Origin of the sequence: Streptomyces sp. NRRL B-24085, from assembly GCF_001282115.1 — a bacterium.
In the GTDB taxonomy this organism is placed as follows: Bacteria; Actinomycetota; Actinomycetes; order Streptomycetales; family Streptomycetaceae; genus Streptomyces.
This window is the reverse complement of the sequence record NZ_LJBR01000061.1, coordinates 1-22,909: the sequence shown is the minus strand read 5'-3', so window position 1 is coordinate 22,909 and position 22,909 is coordinate 1. Positions and strand designations below refer to the sequence as shown.

Genomic DNA, 22,909 nt, shown 5'->3' with positions numbered 1-22,909 from the left:
GGAAGGGGAGGGCGCAGGGTATGGGTTCCGGCGCACCTGCTCATAACGCTTCGGTGCACAACAACCAGCGCGATGCCACGGATCCAACGACGCCAGGGCACCATGGACCGATGCGTGACGACGAGGCGGCTCATCCCCATGGGGCGATCGGTGCGCTCGTCCACAGCGCGGTGGAAGGGGACGAGCAGGCCACGCACGACCTGCTCGCCCATGTCCACCCGCTGGCCCTGCGCTACTGCCGCACCCGGCTGTCCCGTCTCCCGGGCGACGCCCGGCACTTCGTGGAGGACCTCGCGCAGGAGGTCTGCGTAGCCGTCCTCCTCGCCCTGCCGCGCTACCGGGACACCGGGCGCCCCTTCGAGGCGTTCGTCTTCGCCATCGCCGCGCACAAGGTCGCCGACCTGCAGCGGGCCGCGATGCGACACCCCGGTTCCACCGCCGTCCCCTCGGACGAGATGCCCGAGCGGCCGGACGACTCACTCGGCCCCGAGGAGCGGGCGCTGCTCAGCAGTGACGCCGAGTGGGCCAAGAAACTGCTGGCCAACCTCCCCGAGAACCAGCGCGAGCTGCTGCTGCTGCGCATCGCCGTGGGGTTGACGGCGGAGGAGACGGGTCAGATGTTGGGAATGTCACCCGGTGCGGTCCGTGTGGCCCAGCACCGGGCGCTGAGCAGACTGCGGGCGCTCGCCGAGCAGTAGGGCACGCTCTCCTGAACGGGCGGCACGCCGCTTCCGTACGAACATACGAAGCCCGGAGCGGGTCCGCGCCGTGCAATCCGTGGAATGTGACACCCCTGCTTCCCGTTAGCATGGACATCCGCACCGATCAAGGCCATTTGGGGAAGGTGTCATGACTGCAAACGTCGACGGAGTGCCCGGTAAATTCGCGACACTCGGGCTGACCTACGACGACGTGCTGCTGCTGCCGGGAGCGTCCGAGGTGCTCCCCAACGCGGTCGACACCTCGTCCCGCATCTCCCGCAACGTCCGGGTCAACATCCCGCTGCTCTCGGCCGCCATGGACAAGGTGACCGAGTCCCGCATGGCGATCGCGATGGCCCGCCTCGGCGGCGTCGGCGTGCTGCACCGCAACCTCTCCGTCGAGGACCAGGTCAACCAGGTCGACCTGGTGAAGCGGTCCGAGTCCGGCATGGTCACCGACCCCATCACCGTGCACCCCGAGGCCACGCTCGCCGAGGCCGACGCGCTGTGCGCCAAGTTCCGCATCAGCGGCGTCCCGGTCACCGACCCGGCCGGCAAGCTCCTCGGCATCGTCACCAACCGTGACATGGCCTTCGAGTCGGACCGCAGCCGCCAGGTGCGCGAGGTCATGACGCCGATGCCGCTGGTCACCGGCCAGGTCGGCATCTCGGGCACGGACGCGATGGAACTGCTGCGCCGCCACAAGATCGAGAAGCTCCCCCTGGTCGACGAGGCGGGCGTCCTCAAGGGCCTGATCACCGTCAAGGACTTCGTCAAGGCGGAGAAGTACCCCAACGCCGCCAAGGACTCCGAGGGCCGGCTCCTCGTCGGTGCCGCCGTCGGCGCCAGCCCCGAGGCCCTGGAGCGGGCCCAGGCGCTCGCCGAGGCCGGTGTGGACTTCCTGGTCGTCGACACCTCGCACGGCCACAACAGCAACGCCCTGAGCTGGATGTCGAAGATCAAGTCGAGCGTCGGCGTGGATGTGATCGGCGGCAACGTCGCCACCCGTGACGGCGCCCAGGCGCTCATCGACGCCGGTGTCGACGGCATCAAGGTCGGCGTCGGACCGGGCTCCATCTGCACCACCCGTGTCGTCGCCGGCATCGGCGTCCCGCAGGTCACCGCGATCTACGAGGCCTCCCTCGCCGCCCGTCCGGCCGGCATCCCGCTGATCGGCGACGGCGGCCTCCAGTACTCCGGCGACATCGGCAAGGCGCTCGCCGCCGGTGCCGACACCGTGATGCTGGGCTCGCTGCTCGCGGGCTGCGAGGAGTCGCCCGGCGAGCTCCAGTTCATCAACGGCAAGCAGTTCAAGTCGTACCGCGGCATGGGCTCGCTCGGTGCCATGCAGTCCCGGGGCCAGGGCAAGTCGTACTCCAAGGACCGCTACTTCCAGGCCGAGGTCTCCGCGGACGACAAGCTGGTGCCCGAGGGCATCGAGGGCCAGGTGCCCTACCGCGGCCCGCTCTCCAGCGTCCTGCACCAGCTCGTCGGCGGACTGCGCCAGACCATGGGCTACGTGGGCGCGGCCACCATCGACGAGATGGAGTCCAAGGGCCGCTTCGTGCGGATCACCTCGGCGGGTCTGAAGGAGTCGCACCCGCACGACATCCAGATGACGGTCGAGGCGCCGAACTACAGCCGTAAGTAGTCGCCACGCGCGCGTGAGGGCGGCTCCGGGAGCATCCGGGGCCGCCCTTGTCGTACCCGTCGGGGATACTGGAAGGCGCTGCAACGCATCAGGGAAAGGCCACACACGTGACTGAGATCGAGATCGGGCGCGGCAAGCGCGGCCGCCGGGCGTACGCCTTCGACGACATCGCCGTCGTCCCCAGCCGTCGTACGCGCGACCCGAAGGAGGTCTCGATCGCCTGGCAGATCGACGCCTACCGCTTCGAGCTGCCGTTCCTGGCCGCCCCCATGGACTCGGTCGTCTCCCCGGCCACCGCGATCCGCATCGGCGAGCTCGGCGGCCTGGGCGTGCTGAACCTCGAGGGCCTGTGGACGCGGTACGAGGACCCGCAGCCGCTGCTCGACGAGATCGCCGGGCTGGACGTGGACGCCGCGACCCGCCGCCTCCAGGAGATCTACTCCGCCCCCATCAAGGAGGAGCTGATCGGGCAGCGCATCAAGGAGGTGCGCGACTCGGGCGTGGTCACGGCGGCCGCGCTCTCCCCGCAGCGCACGGCGCAGTTCTCGAAGGCGGTCGTGGACGCGGGCGTGGACATCTTCGTCATCCGCGGGACCACGGTCTCGGCGGAGCACGTCTCCGGCTCGCACGAGCCGCTGAACCTGAAGCAGTTCATCTACGAGCTCGACGTCCCGGTGATCGTGGGCGGCTGCGCCACGTACACCGCGGCCCTGCACCTGATGCGCACCGGCGCGGCGGGCGTCCTGGTGGGCTTCGGCGGCGGCGCGGCGCACACGACCCGGAACGTGCTCGGCATCCAGGTGCCCATGGCGACCGCCGTGGCCGATGTCGCCGCGGCCCGCCGCGACTACATGGACGAGTCTGGCGGCCGGTACGTGCACGTGATCGCCGACGGCGGTGTCGGCTGGTCCGGCGACCTCCCCAAGGCGATCGCCTGCGGCGCGGACGCCGTGATGATGGGCTCCCCGCTGGCCCGCGCCACGGACGCGCCGGGACGGGGCCACCACTGGGGCATGGAGGCCGTCAACGAGGAGCTGCCGCGCGGCAAGAAGGTCGACCTCGGCACGGTCGGCACCATCGAGGAGGTCCTGACGGGCCCGTCGCACATCCCGGACGGCTCGATGAACTTCTTCGGCGCGCTGAAGCGGGCCATGGCCACGACCGGCTACAGCGAGCTGAAGGAGTTCCAGCGCGTGGAGGTCACGGTGGCGGACTCGCAGCACAAGCGGTAGCGGTAGGGCTTACGGCGACTTCGAGGCCGGTCATCCCAGGTGGGGTGACCGGCCTTTTTGCGTGCCCTGGGGCTTCGCGAGATGGGCGGCGCCTGGGGTGGTGCGGGGGCGCGCGGTTGCGTTCGCGTGGAAACGGGCTGGTCAGCCGGGGCGGGGCGATAGCGTCCGTGTCGGCGCCCCAGTCTTCTGGAGCGCCCCCTTCCAAGGATTTGGTTCCAGGCCCCGCTCCTCGGGGCCTGGCCCGATGTCCAACGGACCGTCTACCAGGCCACTGGGCGGTGTCGTGGAAGGGGGCGCCGATGGGTCGCCACCGTAAGCCCACCCGCTGGGACCGGATCCGTCTTCGGATGGTGAAGTGCCGGAGGAGGTGGATCTTGCGGATTTTCGGATGGTGAGCGGCCGCCCCCAAGCAGCGTAGGGGCGGACACTCCGTGAACCATCCAGGAGCCTGCCGCAGTGGTCTCTGCGGTGGGCTCCACCTGGTGGGTGTGATGGTGAGCGGCCGCCCCCAGGCAACTTAGGGGCGGACTCTCCGTGATCCATCCACGAGTCTGCCGCAGTGCCACCTGCGACCGACCCCACCTGTCTCCGTAAGGTACCCGCGCGGCGCCCCGCATGCCACCGGCTCCGGAGCCCGCCGCACCCGCGCGCCCCCGTTCACAACCGATGCGCCGCCCCCGTGGGCGTGGCCCCCCGCGTGTCCAGCAGCAGCTGCGCCTTCACCGACAGGCCCTGGAGGTCGTACGTGCGGTGCTGCTGGAGCAGGATCGTCAGGTCCGCGTCGGCCGCCGCCTCGTAGAGGGAGTCCGCGCGCGGAACCGGACGGTCCAGGACGCTCCAGGACGGGACGTGCGGGTCGTGGTAGCTGACGGAGGCCCCGAGTTCCATCAGGCGTACGGCCACCTCCCGGGCCGGGGTGGCCTGCTGGTCGGCGAGGTCGGGCTTGTAGGTGACGCCGAGGAGCAGGACGCGGGCGCCGCGTGCGGACTTGCCGTGCTCGTTGAGGAGGGCGGCGGCGCGCTGGACGACGTAACGCGGCATCTGGTCGTTGACCTGCTGGGCGAGTTCGACCATGCGCAGGGAGCGGCCCGGGCTGCTGAGGTCGCGGGGCACCGCGTGGCCGCCGACGCCCGGGCCGGGGCGGAAGGCCTGGAAGCCGAACGGCTTGGTCTCCGCGCAGCGGATGACGTCCCACAGGTCGACACCGAGGTCGTGGCAGAGGACGGCCATCTCGTTGACGAGGGCGATGTTGACGTGCCGGTAGTTGGTCTCCAGGAGCTGGACCGTCTCCGCCTCGCGCGGGCCACGCGCGCGTACCACCTTGTCGGTGAGACGCGAGTAGAAGGCCGCGGCCGACTCCGTGCACGCGGGCGTGAGGCCGCCGATCACCTTGGGGGTGGTGGCGGGCGTGAAGTCGCGGTTGCCGGGGTCCACGCGGGTGGGGGAGTAGGCGAGGTGGAAGTCGCGGCCCGCGCGCAGGCCCGAGCCCTCTTCGAGGAGCGGGCGCAGGAACTCCTCGGTGGTGCCCGGCGGGACGGGCGACTCCAGGATGACGGTGGTGTGCGGGCGCAGATGGGTGCTCAAGGTGCGGGCGGCGGCTTCCACCTGGCTCAGATCCAGGCCGCCGTCCGGGCCCGCCGGGGTCGGCGCACAGATCACCGCCGTACGGACACGGCCGAGCTCGGCCGGGCCCGCGGCCGTCCGGAAGCCCCCCGAGAGCATCCGGCGCAGTTCGGCGGGGCTGAGGGAGCCGGCCTCGGGGCCGGTGCGGTAGCCGAGCGTGGAGATGCCGGCGCCGACAGCGGCCTGGGCCAGGGGCAGTCCGTAGGGACCGAGTCCGATCACGGCGAGGTCTGCGGGCATGGCGTGAGCCGTCCTTCCCAGTAACCGAAGCGGGACAGGTGCGCAAGCCCTGTGGACTGGACGAGCGAGCGCAATGTCAGACTAGGAGTAAATATGACCGAAATACGGGATTGGTTCCGTGTGTCTTCCTGTGGGGTTGTGCGCTTCGCTCTGCCCGGTCGTGAAAGTTATCCACAGGCTGAGGGTGACTGGTGGCTGAAGTCGGGCAACCCGGTCAGAATTTGGGCATGGGGGATACGGACCGGGCCACTCCTCAAGGAAGATCCGGCCCTCGACGGTGACCGGTGCGATCTACAGCTGGAGGCAGCAGTGGTGAGGACAGCGACACTGGGGCCGGCGCAGCGCGCCGAGTCACTCGCGGCGATGGCCGAGCGCGAACTGGACATCCTGGTGGTGGGGGGTGGCGTGGTCGGTGCGGGCACCGCGCTCGACGCGGTCACCCGGGGCCTGTCCGTGGGGCTGGTCGAGGCGCGTGACTGGGCGTCGGGCACCTCCAGCCGCTCCAGCAAGCTGATCCACGGCGGCCTGCGCTACCTGGAGATGCTCGACTTCGCCCTCGTGCGCGAGGCGTTGAAGGAGCGCGGGCTGTTGCTGGAGCGGCTCGCCCCGCACCTCGTGAAGCCGGTGCCGTTCCTGTACCCCTTGCAGCACAAGGGCTGGGAGCGCTGGTACGCCGGCTCGGGCGTCGCGCTCTACGACACCATGTCGATGGCCCGGGGACACGGCCGGGGGCTGCCCCGGCACCGGCACCTGAGCCACCGTCACGCCCTGCGCGTCGCACCCGCCTTGAGGAAGGACGCGCTGGTCGGGGCGTTGCAGTACTACGACGCCCAGATGGACGACGCCCGCTTCGTGGCCACCCTCGTGCGCACCGCGACCGCCTACGGCGCGAAGACCGCCAACCGCGCCCGGGTGACCGGGTTCCTGCGGGAGGGCGAGCGGGTGGTCGGGGCCCGGGTGCAGGACGTCGAGGCGGGCGGGGAGTACGAGATCCGCGCCAAGCAGGTCGTCAACGCGACCGGGGTGTGGACCGACGACACCCAGGCGATGGTCGGCGAGCGGGGGCAGTTCCACGTCCGCGCCTCCAAGGGCATCCACCTCGTCGTGCCCAAGGACCGCATCCACTCCTCGACCGGTCTGATCCTGCGCACCGAGAAGTCCGTGCTGTTCGTCATCCCCTGGGGCCGGCACTGGATCATCGGCACCACCGACACCGACTGGGACCTCGACAAGGCCCACCCGGCCGCCTCCAGCGCGGACATCGACTACCTGCTGGAGCACGTCAACTCCGTGCTCGCGGTGCCGCTGACCCGGGACGACGTGCAGGGCGTGTACGCGGGCCTCAGGCCCCTCCTCGCCGGCGAGTCGGACGCCACCAGCAAGCTGTCCCGCGAGCACACCGTGGCGCATCCGGTGCCGGGGCTCGTCGTCGTGGCGGGCGGCAAGTACACGACCTACCGGGTGATGGCCAAGGATGCCGTCGACGAGGCGGTGCACGGGCTCGACACCCGGGTCGCCGAATGCGTCACGGAGGACGTGCCGCTGCTGGGCGCCGAGGGCTACCGGGCGCTGTGGAACGCGCGGGCGCGGACCGCGGCCCGCACCGGGCTCCATGTCGCCCGGGTCGAGCACCTGCTGAATCGGTACGGCAGCCTTGCGGAGGAGGTCCTCGAACTCATCGCCTCCGACGCCACACTGGGCGAGCCGTTGCAGGCGGCCGAGGACTATCTGCGCGCCGAGGTCGTCTACGCCGCCTCCCACGAGGGCGCCCGGCACCTGGACGACGTGCTGACCCGGCGCACCCGTATCTCCATCGAGACCTTCGACCGGGGCGTGCGCTGCGCCCGGGAGGCCGCCGAGTTGATGGCGCCGGTGCTGGGCTGGGACAAGGACCAGATCGAGCGCGAGGTCGAGCACTACGAGAAGCGGGTGGAGGCGGAGCGCGAGTCGCAGCGGCAGCCGGACGACCTGACGGCGGACGCAGCGCGGTTGGGGGCGCCCGACATCGTGCCGTTGTAGCGCACGGCGGTTCGTCCGCGGAGGACTCCGGGTTCGGCTCCCGTCCGACATCACTCGAACGAGTGTCGTGAGCCGGGATCTCCGTTCGGAACCCGGTCGTTCTACGAGGTGCGGGGGCAGAACTCGGCGGCGAGCAGGGCCGGTTCGAGGTCGGGGTCCGCCACCGCCGTCGTGTTCACGCGGAAGGTGAGGACGCGACGGCCGCCGACCGTGGCCGCGGTGCGCACGTAGCTGCCGGTGATGCGGCCGTTGTGCCCCCACACCGTCGTGCCGCACGGCAGCCGTACCGGGAACAGCCCCATGCCGTACCGGCCGTGTGCGGTGCGGGTGTCCGTCATCTCGTGCAGCCAGTACGGGGACAGCAGCCGGCCCCCGAGCAGGGCCGCGTAGAAGCGGTCCAGGTCGGCGAGGGTGCTCACCAGCTCGCCCGCGGCTCCGGCCACCCGCGGGTCGAGCGCGGTGACGTCGGACCCGGCGGCGGTGTAGGCACGGCCGTGCGGGGAGGGGAGGGAGGTGCGCGAACCGGGGAAGGAGGTGCCCGTCAGACGCAGCGGGGCGATGATCCGCCGTTCGGCCTCGGTGGCGTAGGAGTCGCCGGTGACCTGCTGGATCACCATGCCGAGCACGACGTAGTTGGTGTTCGAGTAGGAGTAGCGGCCGCGGTCGGCCGGAGGGTGGGTGAGCGCGACACGGACGGCCTGGACGGGAGTGAGGGGGATCAGGCCCCGGGTGTCGGTGGTGAAGTCGCGCAGGCCGCTGGTGTGGGTGAGCAGGGCGCGCAGGGTCAGCGCGCGGCCGTCGTTGCCCGTTCCGCGCACCAGGCCGGGCAGGTGCTGCTCCACCGTGTCGGACAGCTTCAGCCGGTGTTCCGCGGCCAGTTGGAGGACGACCGTCGCGATGAAGGTCTTGGTGACGCTGCCGGCGCGGAAGTGGTCGGCGCGGGCGATTCCCGGGCCCGCCTCGGCGTAGCGGGTCCCGCCGCGCTCCCGGGCGAGGAGGGCCGCGGCGGGAGCACCGCCCCGCGCGACCAGCAGCGGCAGCAGCGCGTCCGTGGGCGGGGTCGCCGCGGGAGCCGGGGAGGCAGCCGGTGCCAGGGCGAGCAGGGCCAGGGAGACCGGCAGCGCCAGTAGCGCCCGAAGCGGCGGCATAGCGGGTCCTCCCTTGTCAGGGCCATCATGCAGGGCCGCGGAGCCGCGACGGCACCCGGCTGTGAGGCGGATCTGTGGAGGGTGCGTGCGGTGGTGACGGAGGCCGCGTGCCGGTGGCGTCGAGAGGCTCGCGGGGGCCGTGGGCGGAAGGGGGGCGGAGGACGGTCGGTGGCTGAGGGAGGTGCGGAAGCTGTGAGCGGGCGGGAACTGTGCGTCGAGGGGGACCGTGGGCCGGCGGGACCTGTGTGCCGGCCTCGCCGGGCCGCGCCGCGGGCGAGGCGAAGTGAGGGGCACCCTGAGGCGTCGGGCACTTGTCGGGTGAGGGACAATGGAGGCTCTGTCAGGGCGGGTTCATGAGGGGACGCATGTCGGACGCGGAGCGGGCGGGAGCATCCCGGCAGGACGAGAGCGAGCGTCTCCTCGCCGGGCGGTACCGGCTGGGAGGAGTGCTCGGCCGCGGAGGCATGGGCACGGTGTGGCGCGCCGAGGACGAGACCCTGGGCAGGACGGTGGCCGTCAAGGAACTCCGGTTCCCGTCCAGCATCGACGAGGACGAGAAGCGCCGGCTGATCACGCGCACGCTGCGGGAGGCCAAGGCCATCGCGCGGATCCGCAACACCAGCGCGGTGACCGTGTACGACGTGGTCGACGAGGACGACCGGCCGTGGATCGTGATGGAGCTCGTCGAGGGCAAGTCGCTCGCCGAGGTCATCCGTGAGGACGGGCTGCTGGAGCCCAAGCGCGCAGCGGAGGTGGGCCTCGCGATCCTGGACGTGCTCAGGTCCGCGCACCGCGAGGGCATCCTGCACCGGGACGTGAAGCCGTCCAACGTGCTGATCTCCGAGGACGGCCGGGTGGTGCTGACCGACTTCGGCATCGCCCAGGTCGAGGGCGACCCGTCGATCACCTCCACCGGCATGCTCGTCGGCGCGCCCTCCTACATCTCGCCGGAGCGGGCCCGCGGGCACAAGCCGGGCCCCGCGGCCGACCTGTGGTCGCTCGGCGGGCTGCTGTACGCGGCGGTCGAGGGCGCCCCGCCGTACGACAAGGGTTCCGCGATCGCGACGCTCACCGCGGTGATGACCGAGCCGCTGGAGGAGCCGAAGAACGCGGGTCCGCTCAAGGACGTCATCTACGGCCTGCTCACCAAGGACCCCGCCCAGCGGCTCGACGACAGCCGCGCGCGGGCCATGCTCACCGCGGTGATCCACGGGCCCGACCCGAAGAAGGCCGAGCCGGAGCCGGCGGGCGACGCGACCCGGGTGGTGCCGTTGCCGGCCCAGCCGCAGGAGCGTGCGGGCGCGGAGAAGCTGCGCGGGGCGCTGCGTTCCATGCGCAAGGCCGCCGGGGCGGCGGCGACGTCCGCGGCCGCGTCCCGGGCCAAGTCCGGCAGCGGTACGGCGGGTTCGGGCGCGACGGGTTCGGGCGCGACGGGTCAGGGCGAAGCGGGTTCGGGTGGCGGGAAGGTGCCCGCCCCGGGTTCCGAGCCTTCGGCGACTCCGGCCTCCCCGGCCGCCTCGGCCTCGCCGGCCTCCTCCGCGACCACCGCGTCCCAGGGCAAGGGCACCGCGAGCGTGCCGTCGGCGTCGGGGGCGGCCTCGGCGCCGGCTGCGGAGTCGGCTACGAGCGGGTCGGCCGGGGTCCGGGACGGGAAGACCCGGCAGACCGACGCGGCCTCGGGCGGGCGGAGTTCGGGGTGGCCGGTGATGACGCCGCCGCCGGACCTGGCGCCGAGGCCGGTGCCCCGGGCGCCGCTGACCGACGTGGTGCCGAAGCGGACGCTGGTGATCATCGCGGTGGTCCTGGCGCTCGCGGTCATTGGTGTCGTGCTGGCCCTCACGCTCGACGGGGGCGACGGCAGTGACGGGGCCAAGGGCGGCACCAAGGCGACGGCGAGCGCGAGCGGCAGCGCCGGCACCAAGGAGGACAAGAGCGGGGGCACCCGTACCGACGGGTCCACGACCGGGTCCGCTTCGCAGGAGCCGGGCGCGGGGTCCTCGAACACGCCGAGCACGGAGGAGAGCGGCCGGAGTTCGGAGGGGTCCTCCGGCTCGGGGAACTCCTCCGGCGAGGGCGCGGTGGCCTCGACGCACCAGGGGAGCCAGGGGTATTCGATCGGGCTGCCCGCGGGGTGGAAGTTCCAGACGAGCAGCTCCGCGGGCGACCGGTTCACCGGGCCCGACGGGCAGAAGCTGCTCGTCGGCTGGACCAGCGCGCCCAAGGGTGACCCGGTGGCGGACTGGGAGAACCAGGAGCAGGGCATGCGCCGCTCGCAGTACACCAGGATCCGAATAGCGGAGGTGGACTACCGGGGCTGGAACACGGCCGACTGGGAGTTCACCTATGTGGAGAGCGGGACGAAGTACCGGTCCGTCGACCGGGGATTCGTCGTCAACGACCATCTCGGATATGGGCTGATGTACACCGCGAAAGCCGCGAACTGGGGCACTGAACTGCGCAAGGACACATGGCAGACACTCACTCGCACCTTCGAACCGAAGTCGTGAAGCGCCGTGCGGTAAACGGTCATGTGTTTGGGCCCTGAGATATGGAATCCCCTCTTTGCGGGTTGCCTCCGGCACGTATCGTGAGTGTTCGTGGACCGTCCGCAGCCGGGTTCGGGTGCGGAACGGGCCACTAGGCGAACGGAATTGACCAACCGGGCGGCCGGGGGAGGCAACGTGGACGACTATGCGGGTCGGGTGCTCGCCGACCGCTACCGCCTGCCGTTGCCCCCGTCCGACGAGTACGAACTCACCGAGACCCGCGCCTTCGACACCTACAGCGGACAGGAAGTCCTCGTCAGGCAGGTCCCGTTGCCCGAGGTCGTCGAGGCCGAGGTGCTCGACGCGGAGGGGCTGCCCGACGGGTTCACGGCCCGGGAACCGCAGGGCGCGCGGCGGACACCGGGACGCCGTGGTGCGCGCCGGCCCACCGAACCCGCCGTGCGGCGGGCCGTCGAGGCCGCGCAGGCCGCCGCCCGGATCCCGGACCATCCGCGCCTCGACCAGGTCTTCGACGTGTTCGCCGAGGGCGGTTCGCTGTGGATCGTCAGCGAGTTGGTGGCCGCGCGGCCGTTGGCGGCACTGCTCGCCGAGAAGCCGCTGACGCCGTACCGGGCGGCCGAGGTCGCCTCGGACGTGCTCATGGCCCTGCGAGTGCTGCACGCGCACGGCTGGGTGCACCGCAACATCACCGCCCGCACCGTGCTGGTCTGCGACGACGGCCGGGTCATGCTGACCGGCCTCGCGGTCGGCGCGGCCGAGGAGGCACTGTGCGGCTACGACCCGGTGCCGGCCGAGGCGGGTGAATGGGGCGCCGCGGACGGGGAGTTCGGGGCCGGGGCGCAGGATCGTCCGGGCGGCGGGGCCGACGGACGCGGGGCACCCGGTGCACGTCCGGTCCCCGGGCAGTCGACGGGCCCGGCCGGCGGGCTCGGCTCCGCGGGCCGGGCCGGCGGCTCCGGGCTGCCCGGCGGTGCGGCCGGCGCTCGTACGGCTGCCGGGAACGGCGGCACCGGTGCGGCCTTCGGACCGGGCGCCCGGAGCACCGGACCGGGTCCGGTCGGTGCGGTCAGCTTCGGTGGCGGTGACCCCGAGGCTGCCCGGCGGGCCGCGATCGAGGCGCGGGAGGCCCGTGGGCTGCCCGGCGCCGGCGTGGAGGCGGTCACCGGGACCGGGGCGTCGGCCGAGCTCGTCCGCAGGGAACCCGACGGCGGTACGGACGTCCGCGCGGCGCGGGCCGGGGCGATCGCCGCGTACCGCGCGGGCGCACGGGCCGCGGCCCGGGTCCAGGAGGCGCAGAACGGCAGGGCCGCCCTGCCCGGAGCCCGCCCGGCACCCGAGGACGACCCCGCCGCACGCACGCGGGGCACCGCCCCCGCCGTACCGCCCAACGGCCTGGCGCAGCCGCCGTATCCGACGGGCCACGGGCTGGAGCAGCCGCGGTATCCGGCGGGGAGCGGGGTGCCGCAGTCGCCGTATCCCTCGGCCGACGGTCCTGCGCAGCCCCCGTATCCGACGGGGGACGGTGTCGAGCAGGCGCCGGGTGCCGGGGTGCCCGGGCGGATCGCCGATCCCTACGGCGTGCGCCCCACCCCGTGGCACGGGGCCGTGCCGCGCGGTGCGGGTGCGGCGCCCGTGGACGCGGTTCCCGCCCTCGACGCCGTGCCCCCCGCCGATCAGGTGCCCGCGCCCGCCCGCTGGGAGGACCTCCCGCCGAGTGACGCCCCCGCCCGTCGCGGGCCCGCCACCGCGCTGGCCGCCGAGCGGGCACGGCAGGCCCGGATGGCCGTGGTGGGGCCCGTCACCGAGCGGTGGGCACCGGAGCAGGCCGGGCCGGTGCACGAGAACTGGCAGCTCGCCGCGCCCATCGGGCCCGCGACCGACCTGTGGGCCCTCGGGGCGTTGCTGTTCCGGGCGGTCCAGGGGCATGCGCCCTATCCCGAGGAGTCGACCGCCGAGCTGGTGCAGTTGGTGTGCGCCGAGCCGCCCGCCTTCGCGGAGGAGTGCGGACCGCTGCGGCCGGTCGTGGAGTCGCTGCTGCGGCAGGACCCCACCGAGCGGCTGGAGTTCGAGGAACTGCGCGGCTGGCTGCGCTCACTGGTGCGGTCCGCGCCCGAGCCGGAGGCCGGCGCCCATGTCGTCGCCGCCCCGCCCGTGGACGCGAGCCGGCTGCCGATCGTGCGCCGCCGGGGCGAGTTGGTGCGCAGGCGGCGTGCCGGGCTGCCCGCGACGCACGGCCGGCACAAGCGGGCCCGGGGGGAGGCCGCGCCCTCACCGCGTCGCCTCGGCCGCAATCTGCTGCTGCTCATCCTGCTGGTGATGGCCGCGGCGATCGCGTACGCCATGTACTTCATGCCGAAGGCGGGCCGCGACGAGGGCGCCGCCGAGCGCACGGGTGCCACCAGCCAGGCCGGTCCCGAGCAGTCCCCGGAGCCCAGCGGTGAACCGCGGCCCGAGCAGACGAGCCCCCGGGCGTCCGAGTCCAGCGGTGCCGCCGAGACGCAGACCGCCGGGCCCGAGGTCGCCGACGGCTTCACCCTGCGCAAGGACGCCGAGGGCTTCGCGGTCGCCGTGGCCAACGGCTGGGACCGCAGTCCGCGCAACGGCCGCGGCCAAGTGGTGTACTCCCAGGGCAACTTCGAGCTGATCGTCGTACCCGGGCGGGACACCTCGGCCGCCGACGGCGGGGATCCGATGGTCTACCAGCGGGAGAAGGAACCCGAGCTCCAGCCGTACCGCGACTCGAGCTGGGCCACCGCCACCGGGCTCAAGTCGATCCAGGTGGGCTCCAGGAGCATGGCCGAGGGACAGTTCACCTGGACCGGCGACGACGGGCGCGAGCTGTACGTGCGCAACCTGGCGATCCTGATCGGCCAGAAGTACCACGTGGTGCAGGTGCGCGGGCCGGAGGCGGAGCGGGACGAGGTGACCCGGCTGTACGAGCAGGCGTCGGCCACGTACCAGGTGACGGGCTGACGGACGCCGTTCAGGCGGCCCGGGTTCACTCCTGCTTCGCGGAAGCGACAACCGTCACAGTGAGGTCTCCTTGACGCCCCCCTGGTTCCCCTCGGCGCGGGCCGGTCCTTAGTCTGACTGGGTCAAGAGCATTGCGGGGAAACGTGAATCAGATGCAGGGCCTGCTCCTCGCGGGGCGCTACCGGCTCGCCGACCCGATAGGCAAGGGCGGCATGGGCCGCGTCTGGCGCGCCCACGACGAGGTGCTGCACCGGGCCGTGGCGATCAAGGAGCTGACCGCGGCGCTCTACGTTTCCGAGAGCGACCAGGCCGTACTGCTCGCCCGCACCCGCGCCGAGGCACGCGCGGCCGCCCGGATCAACCACTCGGCCGTCGTCACCGTGCACGACGTGCTCGACCACGACAACCGGCCCTGGATCGTGATGGAGCTGGTCGAGGGCCGCTCGCTGGCCGACGCCGTCAAGGAGGACGGCCGCATCGAGGCGCGGGAGGCGGCCCGGATCGGGCTGTGGGTGCTGCGGGCCCTGCGCGCCGCGCACTCCGCCGGCGTCCTGCACCGGGATGTGAAACCCGGCAACGTCCTCCTCGCGCGGGACCGCCGGGTCCTGCTCACCGACTTCGGGATCGCCCAGATCGAGGGCGACACCACCATCACCCGTACCGGAGAGGTCGTCGGCTCGGTCGACTACCTCGCCCCCGAGCGGGTCCGCGGCGCCGATCCCGGCCCGTCCGCGGACCTGTGGGCGCTCGGTGCCACGCTGTACACGGCGGTGGAGGGACGGTCGCCGTTCCGCCGTACGACCCCGCTGACCACCATGCAGGCCGTCGTCGACGAGGAACCCGCCGAGCCGCGCCACGCCGGTCCGCTCGGGCCCGTCATCGCCGCCCTGCTGCACAAGGACCCCGCCGTGCGGCCCGACGCGGCCGAGGCCGAGCAGATGCTCGCCGAGGCGGCGGAGGGGCGGCGGCCGAGCGCGGCCCAGGCGTATGTGCCGACGCAACATGTGGGCCCGCAATACGAGTCGGGGACGCACAGTGGTGCCCACGGTGGGTCCCCCAGCGGGTCGCATCCTGGGCTCGGCGCACCGACCGCGGGCACACCGGTCAGCGGTACGTCGTACCCGTCGGCCACCGGGCCGTCGTACGCCTCGGGTCCGGGTCCGGCGTACCACTCGGGCGGCCCGTACGCCCACGGGCCCACCGTCGTCGGGGGCCCGCAGCACACCGGCGCCGCCCCGGCCGGCCCGCCCAGGCGCCGCCGGCTGCGTTCCTTCGCGCTCGTGGTCGCGCTCGCCGCGGTCGTCAGCGCCGGGACCGTGGTCGCGCTGCAGACCTGGGACCAGGGGAGGGAGACCGGCGGTTCGTCGGACGTCTCCCCGAGCCCCACCCCGAGCAAGCGGGCGGACGACGGCTGGAAGCGGTACGACGACCCCGTGGGCTTCAGCGTGTACCTCCCCGAGGGCTGGGAGCGCTCGGTCTTCGGGACCCCCGCCCACGGGCTGACCCAGATCGACTACTCGCCGGACCAGGGCAAGCACTTCATCCGGATCGCCGTCGACACCTCACCGGACTTCAGCGACCCCTACGAGCACCAGCTCGACCTGGAGCAGCAGATCGACGGGCTCAAGGACTACCACCGGGTGAGCATGGCCGAGAACACCTACCGGGACCGCCCGGGCGCCCGGTGGGAGTACACCTGGACCGCGCTGGCCAAGGACATCGCCTTCCCCGGCCCGCGCCGGGCCGTGGAGGAGACATACATGTCCCGGGACGGCGTCGAGTACGCGATCTACATGTCGGCGCCCGCCGAGAGCTGGCCGACCACCAGCAAGCAGTTCACGAAGGTGCTCCAGAACTGGAGGGAGTCGAGCGCCTGACGGAGTTGGCCGGTCACCGCCCCGGAGGGCATCCGTCCGCTGCGGCATGATGGGGCGCATGGGGACCGAGGGGGACACCTTCCGTGTGATCGCGGGCCGTTACCGCCTGGAGGCGAGGATCGGGCGCGGCGGCATGGGCGTGGTGTGGCGGGCGACCGACCAACTGCTTGGCCGGCAGGTCGCCGTCAAGGAGATCCCCCTCGACGAGACGCTCTCCGCCGAGGACGCCCGGCTCCAGCGGGACCGCACCCTGCGCGAGGCCGGCGCCGTCGCGCGGCTGAGCCACCCGCACATCGTGGTGGTCCACGACGTCGTCGAGCAGGACGAACGGCCGTACATCGTCATGGAGTTGATCGACGGCGGCTCCCTCGCCGACCGGATCTCCGCGCACGGCCCGGTCGACGCCGCCGAGGCCGCGCGGATCGGCGCAGACCTGCTGAGCGCCCTGCGCGCCGCCCACGCCGCCGGGGTGCTGCACCGGGACATCAAGCCCGCCAACGTCCTCGTCGAGTCCGGCACCGGGCGGGTCGTCCTCACCGACTTCGGCATCGCCCAGGTCGCGGGCGCCACCACCCTCACCGAGACCGGCTCCTTCGTCGGCTCGCCCGAGTACACCGCGCCCGAGCGGATGTCCGGGGCCGGCACCGGCCCGGAGGCCGACCTGTGGTCCCTGGGCGCACTGCTGTGCACGGCCCTGAGCGGCGAATCGCCGTTCCGCCGCGACTCGTTGGGCGGCATCCTGCACGCCGTCGTCATCGACGAGATCCGGCCGCCCGCGCAGGCCGCGCCCCTCCTTCCGGTCGTACGGGGCCTGCTGGAGCGGGATCCCGAACGGCGGCTGGACGCGGTGGCGGCCGAGCGCATGCTGCGGACCTACCTGGAGACGGGCCGCACGCCTCCGCGCTCGGTGTCGGAACGGGCCCGCACACCGACCCAGCGGGACCTCCCGCTACGACGGTCCCCGGCGCCGGAGCGGTCGACGAGCTCCGGGCTCAGGGCGCCGGCGCGGTCGAGGCGGGGCGTGCTCGCGGTGGCGCTGCTGGCCGCCGTGCTGGTGGGGGCGGGCGTGTCGGCGGCGGTGCTGCTGCTGGACCGGGGCGGGCGCGACGGCCGTACGGCCACGGTCAGTTCGGCGCCCGGGGCGCCCGCGAGCGGCACCACCGGGACGGCGTTGCCCACGCCCACCGGGACCCTGCCCGCCGCCCCCTCCGGGTACCACGCCGTCGAGGACCCCGCCGGGTACGCGCTCGCCGTACCCGACGGATTCAGGCGCGAGCCGCAGGGGGAGCGGGTCTTCTACCTGTCGTCCGGGGACACCTTCCGGCTCGGCGTCAAGGTCACCGACCCGCAACCCGGGGGCCCGCTGGGCGTGATGCGGCGCGCGGCCGCCAAGGGGCCAGAGGCCAACCCCGGCTACCGCGACGGGCGGGTCGTCCCGGTCACGCACCGCGGACACCCCGCCGCCTTCTGGGAGTTCACCTGGGACGGCTTCAGCGCGGCCGAGGGCGCCCGGCACACCTACGACGTGTGCTGGGAGGAGAACGGACGGCTGTACGACGTCTGGGTGTCGGCGCCGGTCGGGAAGGCGCAGGAGGCCAGGGAGCACTTCGACGTGGCCGTCGACACGTTCACGACGCGGTAGGGATACGTCACGGGTGTGTGACCGGAACGCGTCACCTCTGGATGCCCGCGTGCCTGGCGCGATATGGATGAACCATGAGCAGCAGCGGGGGAGTCGGCCACGAGTCCGACGAGACGACGAGTTATGTACTGCAACCTCCCAGGCCCCGTCAGTCGGAGCCGGGGGTCGGCCGGCTCATCGCGGGCCGCTACCGGCTGCTCGCCAAGCTCGGGCACGGTGGCATGGGCACGGTGTGGCGGGCCAAGGACGAGACGGTGGACCGTGAGGTGGCCGTCAAGGAACCCCGCGTCCCGGATCATCTTCCCGAACGCGAACGGGGCAACGCCTTCGAGCGGATGCGGCGGGAGGCCCGGGCCGCCGCCCGGCTCGACCACCCCGCCGTCGTGAACGTGCACGACGTGGCGGTCGTGGACGGCCGTCCGTGGATCGTGATGGAGCTGGTGCAGGGCCGTTCCCTGGGTGACGCGTTGCAGGAGGGCACGCTCGGGGCGCGGGAAGCGGCGAAAATCGGCCTTGAGGTGCTCGGGGCGCTGGAGGCCGCGCACGCGGCCGGCATCCTGCACAGGGATGTGAAACCGGACAACGTCCTGCTCGGCCGGCACGACCGGGTCGTCCTCACCGACTTCGGCATCGCCCAGATCGAGGGCGAGACCAGTCTGACCGACACCGGCGGCTTCGTCGGCTCACCCGAGTTCATCGCCCCCGAGCGCGTGCTGGGCCAGCGTCCCGGTCCCGCCTCCGACCTGTGGTCCCTCGGCGTGGTCCTGTACGCGGCGACGGAGGGCGTCTCGCCGTTCCGCCGCAGCAACACGCCCGCGACCCTCCAGTCCGTCCTCAACGCCACGCCCGCACCGCCCGCCGCCGCGCACGGTCCGCTCGCCGACGCCATCAACGGCCTCCTCCAGAAGGACCCGGCGCGCCGCCCGAACGCCGCGCAGGTCAGGGCGCTCCTGGAGGCCACCGCCCACCCGCCCGTCCCGGAGCCCACCCAGATCGTGCGGACCGTGGAGGTGCCGGCGGCAGGCGGGCTCCGGCTGGGCCGCAGGGCGTGGATCGGGCTCGGCGCGGCGGTCGTCGCGGCCGCGGCGGCGGCGTACCTGGTGATCGCGGACCCCTTCGCGGGGCCGCTGCCGGACGACTGGACGAAGAAGCACACCAAGGACGTGGCCGCGACGCTCGCGGTGCCGGAGGACTACCAGCCCACCACGCCCGACCGGAAGACGGACAAGACTCACTGGATCACGTACACCGACCACAGCGGCGGCATCTGGATCGACCTGCGCCTGGAGCGCAGGGCAGAGGACACCGCGAACAACATCGCGGGCTCCGCGGCGGCCGAGATGTACGACGACGACAGCAGGTTCAAGGAGAGCGGCGAGTACGACCTCAGCATGCCGGACACCGCGACGACCCGGCCCGAGGACCAGACGTACCAGGGCCGCAAGGCCGCCAAGAACACCGTCACCTACACCACCACCGACAGCCAGCACCCCCGCCCGCGCGAACTCCAGATCTTCTACTACCGGACCACCACCGGCGACATGTACAAGCTCACCGTCAGCTATCCGGGCAAGGGGGACTTCACGGAGAGGGGGCGGGAGGTGGCGCGGACGGCCATCGCGAATCTGGGGGTGGATCGGCTCTGACGGCGGTGCGCTCGCGCGGCAATTCCGTTGTCAGTGGCGGAAGTTAAGGTCATTCTCCTCTGGGGCCAACGGGGCCCGATCTTGGGGAGGGATCGTGGGACAGTACGTGTGGAAGCGTGCGGTGACGGCAGGCGCTGCCGCCCTGCTCGCCGTCGGCGGGGCAGGGGGCGTGGCTGCGGCCGCGGACGACGAGGCGCCCGCTGCTCCCGTCGTCACGTCGGCGGAGTACCCGGACGACGACAACTGGCATGACGGCGTCGGCCATTACGGAACGTTCATGATCGATTCGGCGTCTGACGATGTGGTGGAGTACCGCTACACAGGGCTCGGAAGTACGACGCGGATCCTCAGGGCGCCCGAGCCCGGCGCGGCTGTCTCGTTGGGCTGGATGCCGGAGAGGGTGGGGCCCACCTACCTCCAGGTCGAGGCGGTCGACTCCACGGGCCACGTCAGCGCCAGGACCATCCACCACATCCTGGTCCAGGAGGGGCGTGCGGCCCTCACCCACTGGGACCCCGACAGCCAGTCCGGCGCGGTCAGCGGCCCCGGTGTCGGCCTTGGCGCCCCGGGGCCCTCCGGCACTGCCGTGGCCTCGGCAGCCTCTTTCGACGGGACGGACGGGGCGTACGCGAGCCTCGACACCTCGGCGGACCTCTCCCGGACCTTCTCGGTCGACGCCTGGGTGCGCCCGAACCACCTCGACGAGTCCACGACCGCCGTCAGCCACTCGGGGTTCTCGCTGGGCACGGTCGGTGCCTCGGCCTACCTCTTCGAACTCCCCAACCCTGACGGTGGCGACACGATCCGCGTGACAGGCGGCGTCCCGGAGGAGGGCGAGTGGGCGCACCTCACCGGTGTCTACGACGCCGAGCAGAAGACGGCGAGCCTGTATGTCGACGGGGTGCCCGTGAGCACGGTCGTAGGTGCTGTCGCCCCGGGCGGCACCGGCGCGCTGCGGCTGGGCGCGGACGGCGACGGCGGCCACTGGAACGGACTGCTCACCGATGTGAACGTCTGGGACCGCGTGTTCGTGCCGGGCGAGATCACCGCGGCGGCGACTCGCAGAACCCAGCGTCTCGGCTACTGGGACCTGGAGTCGGCGACCGACGGGAAGAGCCCGGCGTACGCGGGCGGTGCGCCGCTGACCCTGGTAGGCGACGCCTCGATCTACGCAGCCACGGACGACTGCCCCTGGAACCCCGACTGCACACCGGTGACCTACCCGATGGTGGGCGACGGCGACCTGCTGCTCGACGGCGACGGTGATTACGCCACCACGCCGACCGCGCTCACCCCGACCGACGCGGGCTTCTCCGTGGCCGTGCATGTCCGGCTGACTGAGGACAACCCCGCCCGTGACATGACCGTGCTGTCCCAGCCGGGTGAGCACACCGACCTGTTCACCCTGCGCTATGACGCCGCCTCGCGAACCTGGCAGGCCGTGGTGGCTCACGAGGACCGGGCCGGCGCGCCGACCACGACGGTCAGCGCGCCGCTCGACCTGACCGTGCCCGCGGGCGACCAGAGCCTGGCGGTGGTCTACGACGAGAGCACCGATCAACTGCGGCTGTACACCGGCGATGCCTACGCCGCCGACACAGCGAGTGTGACGGGGCTCGACACCTGGGCACCCGCCGGTGACCTTCAGGTCGGCCGCGCTCTCGCCGCGGACGGTGGCACCGACTACCTCGCGGGCGAGGTCGACGACCTGCACACCTTCGCCGGTGTGGTCACCGGCGACCAGCTCGGGGCACTGCGAGGGGGCGGCATCGACGTCTGAGAGAGGTTCCTGGCCTGGCGACGGCTCTCCCTGACCGCCGCCCGGCCGGTCCCGCTCGGCCATGGCGACACGGGGCGCGTTCAGTACTGACCCAGATATTCAGAAGGTGACGACATGGGTGACGCAAGCAGTGCGGCGCGTGCCGTTGTCATCCAGTACCGGCTCACTTCGTGAGGAGGACGGCCGGGACGATCTCAGCCGTCCGGTGCCCGGGCTGGACGCGGAAAACGCGGGGTTGATGCTCAGGACCCTGCTCGGGGACGCCACGGCCGCTCCGGAGACCTCACGGCGCGACCTGATCACCCTCGACCGGCTGCTGGAGGTGCTGGTCTCCGTGATCGTCGAGGAGTCGCTGGCCGAGGAAGAGGTGGAGGCCCTGCTGGAGGCCGCGGAGGAGAGCTGCCTCGCCGTCGGGCCGTGGGACGAGAGCGACGACCGTCGGCCCCGCGATGTCGAACTGGTCGATCTCGGTGGTCTGTTGGTGCCGACGGAGCCCGGGCTGAAGACCGAGCTCATGTCGTTGCGGGGGGACCAACGCTCCCTCGTCGGCGTCACCCTCTTCCGCGGCCGGACCGCGATCCAGCTCCAGGCGTTCCGCGCGCTCGGAGACACCTGCTGGGCGACCGTTCGGGAGGATCTGGCCCGTGCGTTCCGCCGAGGGGGCGGTTCCGCGGAGGAACACGTCGGTCCGGCGGGTCGCGAACTCCAGTCCGTCGTGCGGATCCAGGGACCTCCCGGCAAGGACCGTCAGACCGCGCGGGTGCTGGGCCACGACGGGCCGGGATGGATCCTGCGCGGCATCGTGACGGGCGCCGGCGCGGAACCCGGCAGCACCGAGGAGTGGCCCTACGCCACCTTCCAGGGGACCGTCGTCCGGATGCCCGCCGAACCCCGGAGCACCGGCTCCCTCATCCGGCTGCGCCGGCCGGAGTCCGGTGCTTGAGCTTGCCGCTTAGACAAGGGCATGACGCGCACGGTACTCATGTGCCATGAGTGAAGACGGCGAACTCCCGCCCGACGGACGTCTGATCGGTGGGCGGTACCGGCTCGTCGAGCGGGTCGGGGCCGGCCCGGGCGGCACGGTGTGGCGGGCCCGGGACGAGCAGGACGAGCGGTACGTCGCCGTCAAGGAGCCCCGCTTGACCGGGGATCCGCAGGACGAGGAGCGGCGGCGGGCCGTGCACCGGCTGCCGCACGAGGCGCGGGCCGCGGCACAGGTCGACCATCCGGCGGCCGTCACCATCCACGACGTACTCCTTGAGGACGAACTGCCCTGGATCGTCATGGAGTTGGTGGAGGGCGAGTCACTGGAGGCCGCTCTCGCCGGGCGGGGGCCGCTGGCCGACGCCGAGGCCGCCCGGATCGGGCTCGCCGTCCTCGGCGCGCTGCACGCCGCGCACCGCGTCGGCATCGTCCACCGGGACCTCAAGCCGTCCAACGTGCTCCTCGGAGCCGACGGCGAGCGGGTCGTCGTGACGGACTTCGGCATCGGCGCCGCCGGGCGGGGTGACGCCGGGGAGGCCGCCGTCGGGTTCGTCGCGCCGGAGTGCGGCTCGGGGCGGGGCGCGGGGCCCGCCTCCGACCTGTGGTCGCTGGGTGCGCTGCTGCGCTCGGCCGTGGCGGGCGACGCGACCGGTCTCCTCGATTCCGGTCCCCTGGCCGCCGGTCCCCTCGGCTCTCTTCTGGAGGGGCTCCTCGCCCCCGAGCCGGAGGCCCGGCCGACGGCGGAGGAGGCCGCCGAGGTGCTGGCCCAGGTCGCCGGGACGAAGGCGCCGGCGTGGGCCGCGGAGACGCCCGCCTCGCTTCGCACCGTACGGACGGGGGCGACCGCGACCCCGCAGGCGCCCTCTTCGCCCCCGGCCCCGGAGGT

14 protein-coding genes are annotated in these 22,909 nt (G+C 72.8%); 12 read left to right on the top strand and 2 right to left on the bottom strand.

Translation table 11 applies throughout. The annotated features are described in order from the left end of the window. The first annotated feature begins 110 nt into the window (after positions 1 to 110). From AOJ26_RS09220 to AOJ26_RS09210, 3 genes are all read left to right on the top strand, one after another. A complete protein-coding gene (locus tag AOJ26_RS09220; RefSeq protein ID WP_007384137.1) occupies positions 111 to 698 on the top strand; it encodes a sigma-70 family RNA polymerase sigma factor in 588 nt (195 codons plus the stop codon). A gap of 151 nt (positions 699 to 849) precedes the next feature. Next, positions 850 to 2,352, top strand: a complete 1,503-nt coding sequence (guaB, locus tag AOJ26_RS09215) for an IMP dehydrogenase (RefSeq protein ID WP_053847723.1) — start codon at positions 850 to 852, stop codon at positions 2,350 to 2,352. Between the two features lie 107 nt (positions 2,353 to 2,459). Continuing rightward, on the top strand, positions 2,460 to 3,584 hold the full coding sequence (locus AOJ26_RS09210) for a GuaB3 family IMP dehydrogenase-related protein (protein ID WP_053847722.1): 1,125 nt from the start codon (positions 2,460 to 2,462) through the stop codon (positions 3,582 to 3,584). 657 nt (positions 3,585 to 4,241) lie between these two features. On the opposite strand, the gene AOJ26_RS09205 is transcribed toward AOJ26_RS09210, so the two are convergent. After that, positions 4,242 to 5,447, bottom strand: coding sequence for a nucleotide sugar dehydrogenase (locus tag AOJ26_RS09205; protein WP_053847721.1), 1,206 nt, complete (start codon positions 5,445 to 5,447; stop codon positions 4,242 to 4,244). A gap of 312 nt (positions 5,448 to 5,759) precedes the next feature. Between AOJ26_RS09205 and AOJ26_RS09200 the strand changes: the two genes are divergently transcribed. Beyond that, on the top strand, positions 5,760 to 7,466 hold the full coding sequence (locus AOJ26_RS09200; protein ID WP_078959811.1) for a glycerol-3-phosphate dehydrogenase/oxidase: 1,707 nt from the start codon (positions 5,760 to 5,762) through the stop codon (positions 7,464 to 7,466). A 101-nt stretch (positions 7,467 to 7,567) separates the two neighbouring features. Here AOJ26_RS09200 and AOJ26_RS09195 read toward each other — a convergent pair whose 3' ends face one another. After that, positions 7,568 to 8,614, bottom strand: coding sequence for a serine hydrolase domain-containing protein (locus AOJ26_RS09195; protein ID WP_053847719.1), 1,047 nt, complete (start codon positions 8,612 to 8,614; stop codon positions 7,568 to 7,570). A 365-nt stretch (positions 8,615 to 8,979) separates the two neighbouring features. On the opposite strand from AOJ26_RS09195, the gene AOJ26_RS09190 reads away from it, so the two are divergent. From AOJ26_RS09190 to AOJ26_RS09155, 8 genes are all read left to right on the top strand, one after another. Then, a complete protein-coding gene (locus AOJ26_RS09190; protein ID WP_053847718.1) occupies positions 8,980 to 11,121 on the top strand; it encodes a serine/threonine-protein kinase in 2,142 nt (713 codons plus the stop codon). Between the two features lie 174 nt (positions 11,122 to 11,295). Further along, positions 11,296 to 14,094: a protein kinase gene (locus AOJ26_RS09185; protein WP_199828840.1), complete on the top strand. Its 2,799-nt coding sequence runs from the start codon at positions 11,296 to 11,298 to the stop codon at positions 14,092 to 14,094. A 152-nt stretch (positions 14,095 to 14,246) separates the two neighbouring features. Beyond that, the gene (locus AOJ26_RS09180) at positions 14,247 to 15,971 is read left to right on the top strand and encodes a serine/threonine-protein kinase (RefSeq protein WP_053847716.1); all 1,725 of its coding nucleotides are present in this window, start codon (positions 14,247 to 14,249) and stop codon (positions 15,969 to 15,971) included. Between the two features lie 58 nt (positions 15,972 to 16,029). Next, a complete protein-coding gene (locus AOJ26_RS09175; protein WP_053847715.1) occupies positions 16,030 to 17,613 on the top strand; it encodes a serine/threonine-protein kinase in 1,584 nt (527 codons plus the stop codon). Positions 17,614 to 17,687: 74 nt separating this feature from the next. Continuing rightward, entirely contained in the window at positions 17,688 to 19,259 is a 1,572-nt protein-coding gene (locus AOJ26_RS09170; protein WP_053847714.1) for a serine/threonine-protein kinase, read from the top strand. A 94-nt stretch (positions 19,260 to 19,353) separates the two neighbouring features. Next, the gene (locus tag AOJ26_RS09165) at positions 19,354 to 21,039 is read left to right on the top strand and encodes a LamG domain-containing protein (RefSeq protein ID WP_053847713.1); all 1,686 of its coding nucleotides are present in this window, start codon (positions 19,354 to 19,356) and stop codon (positions 21,037 to 21,039) included. 118 nt (positions 21,040 to 21,157) lie between these two features. Beyond that, the gene (locus AOJ26_RS09160) at positions 21,158 to 21,982 is read left to right on the top strand and encodes a DUF3710 domain-containing protein (RefSeq protein ID WP_143663621.1); all 825 of its coding nucleotides are present in this window, start codon (positions 21,158 to 21,160) and stop codon (positions 21,980 to 21,982) included. A 46-nt stretch (positions 21,983 to 22,028) separates the two neighbouring features. Next, a partial coding sequence (locus AOJ26_RS09155) for a serine/threonine-protein kinase (protein WP_053847711.1) occupies positions 22,029 to 22,909 on the top strand: 881 nt, incomplete at its 3' end.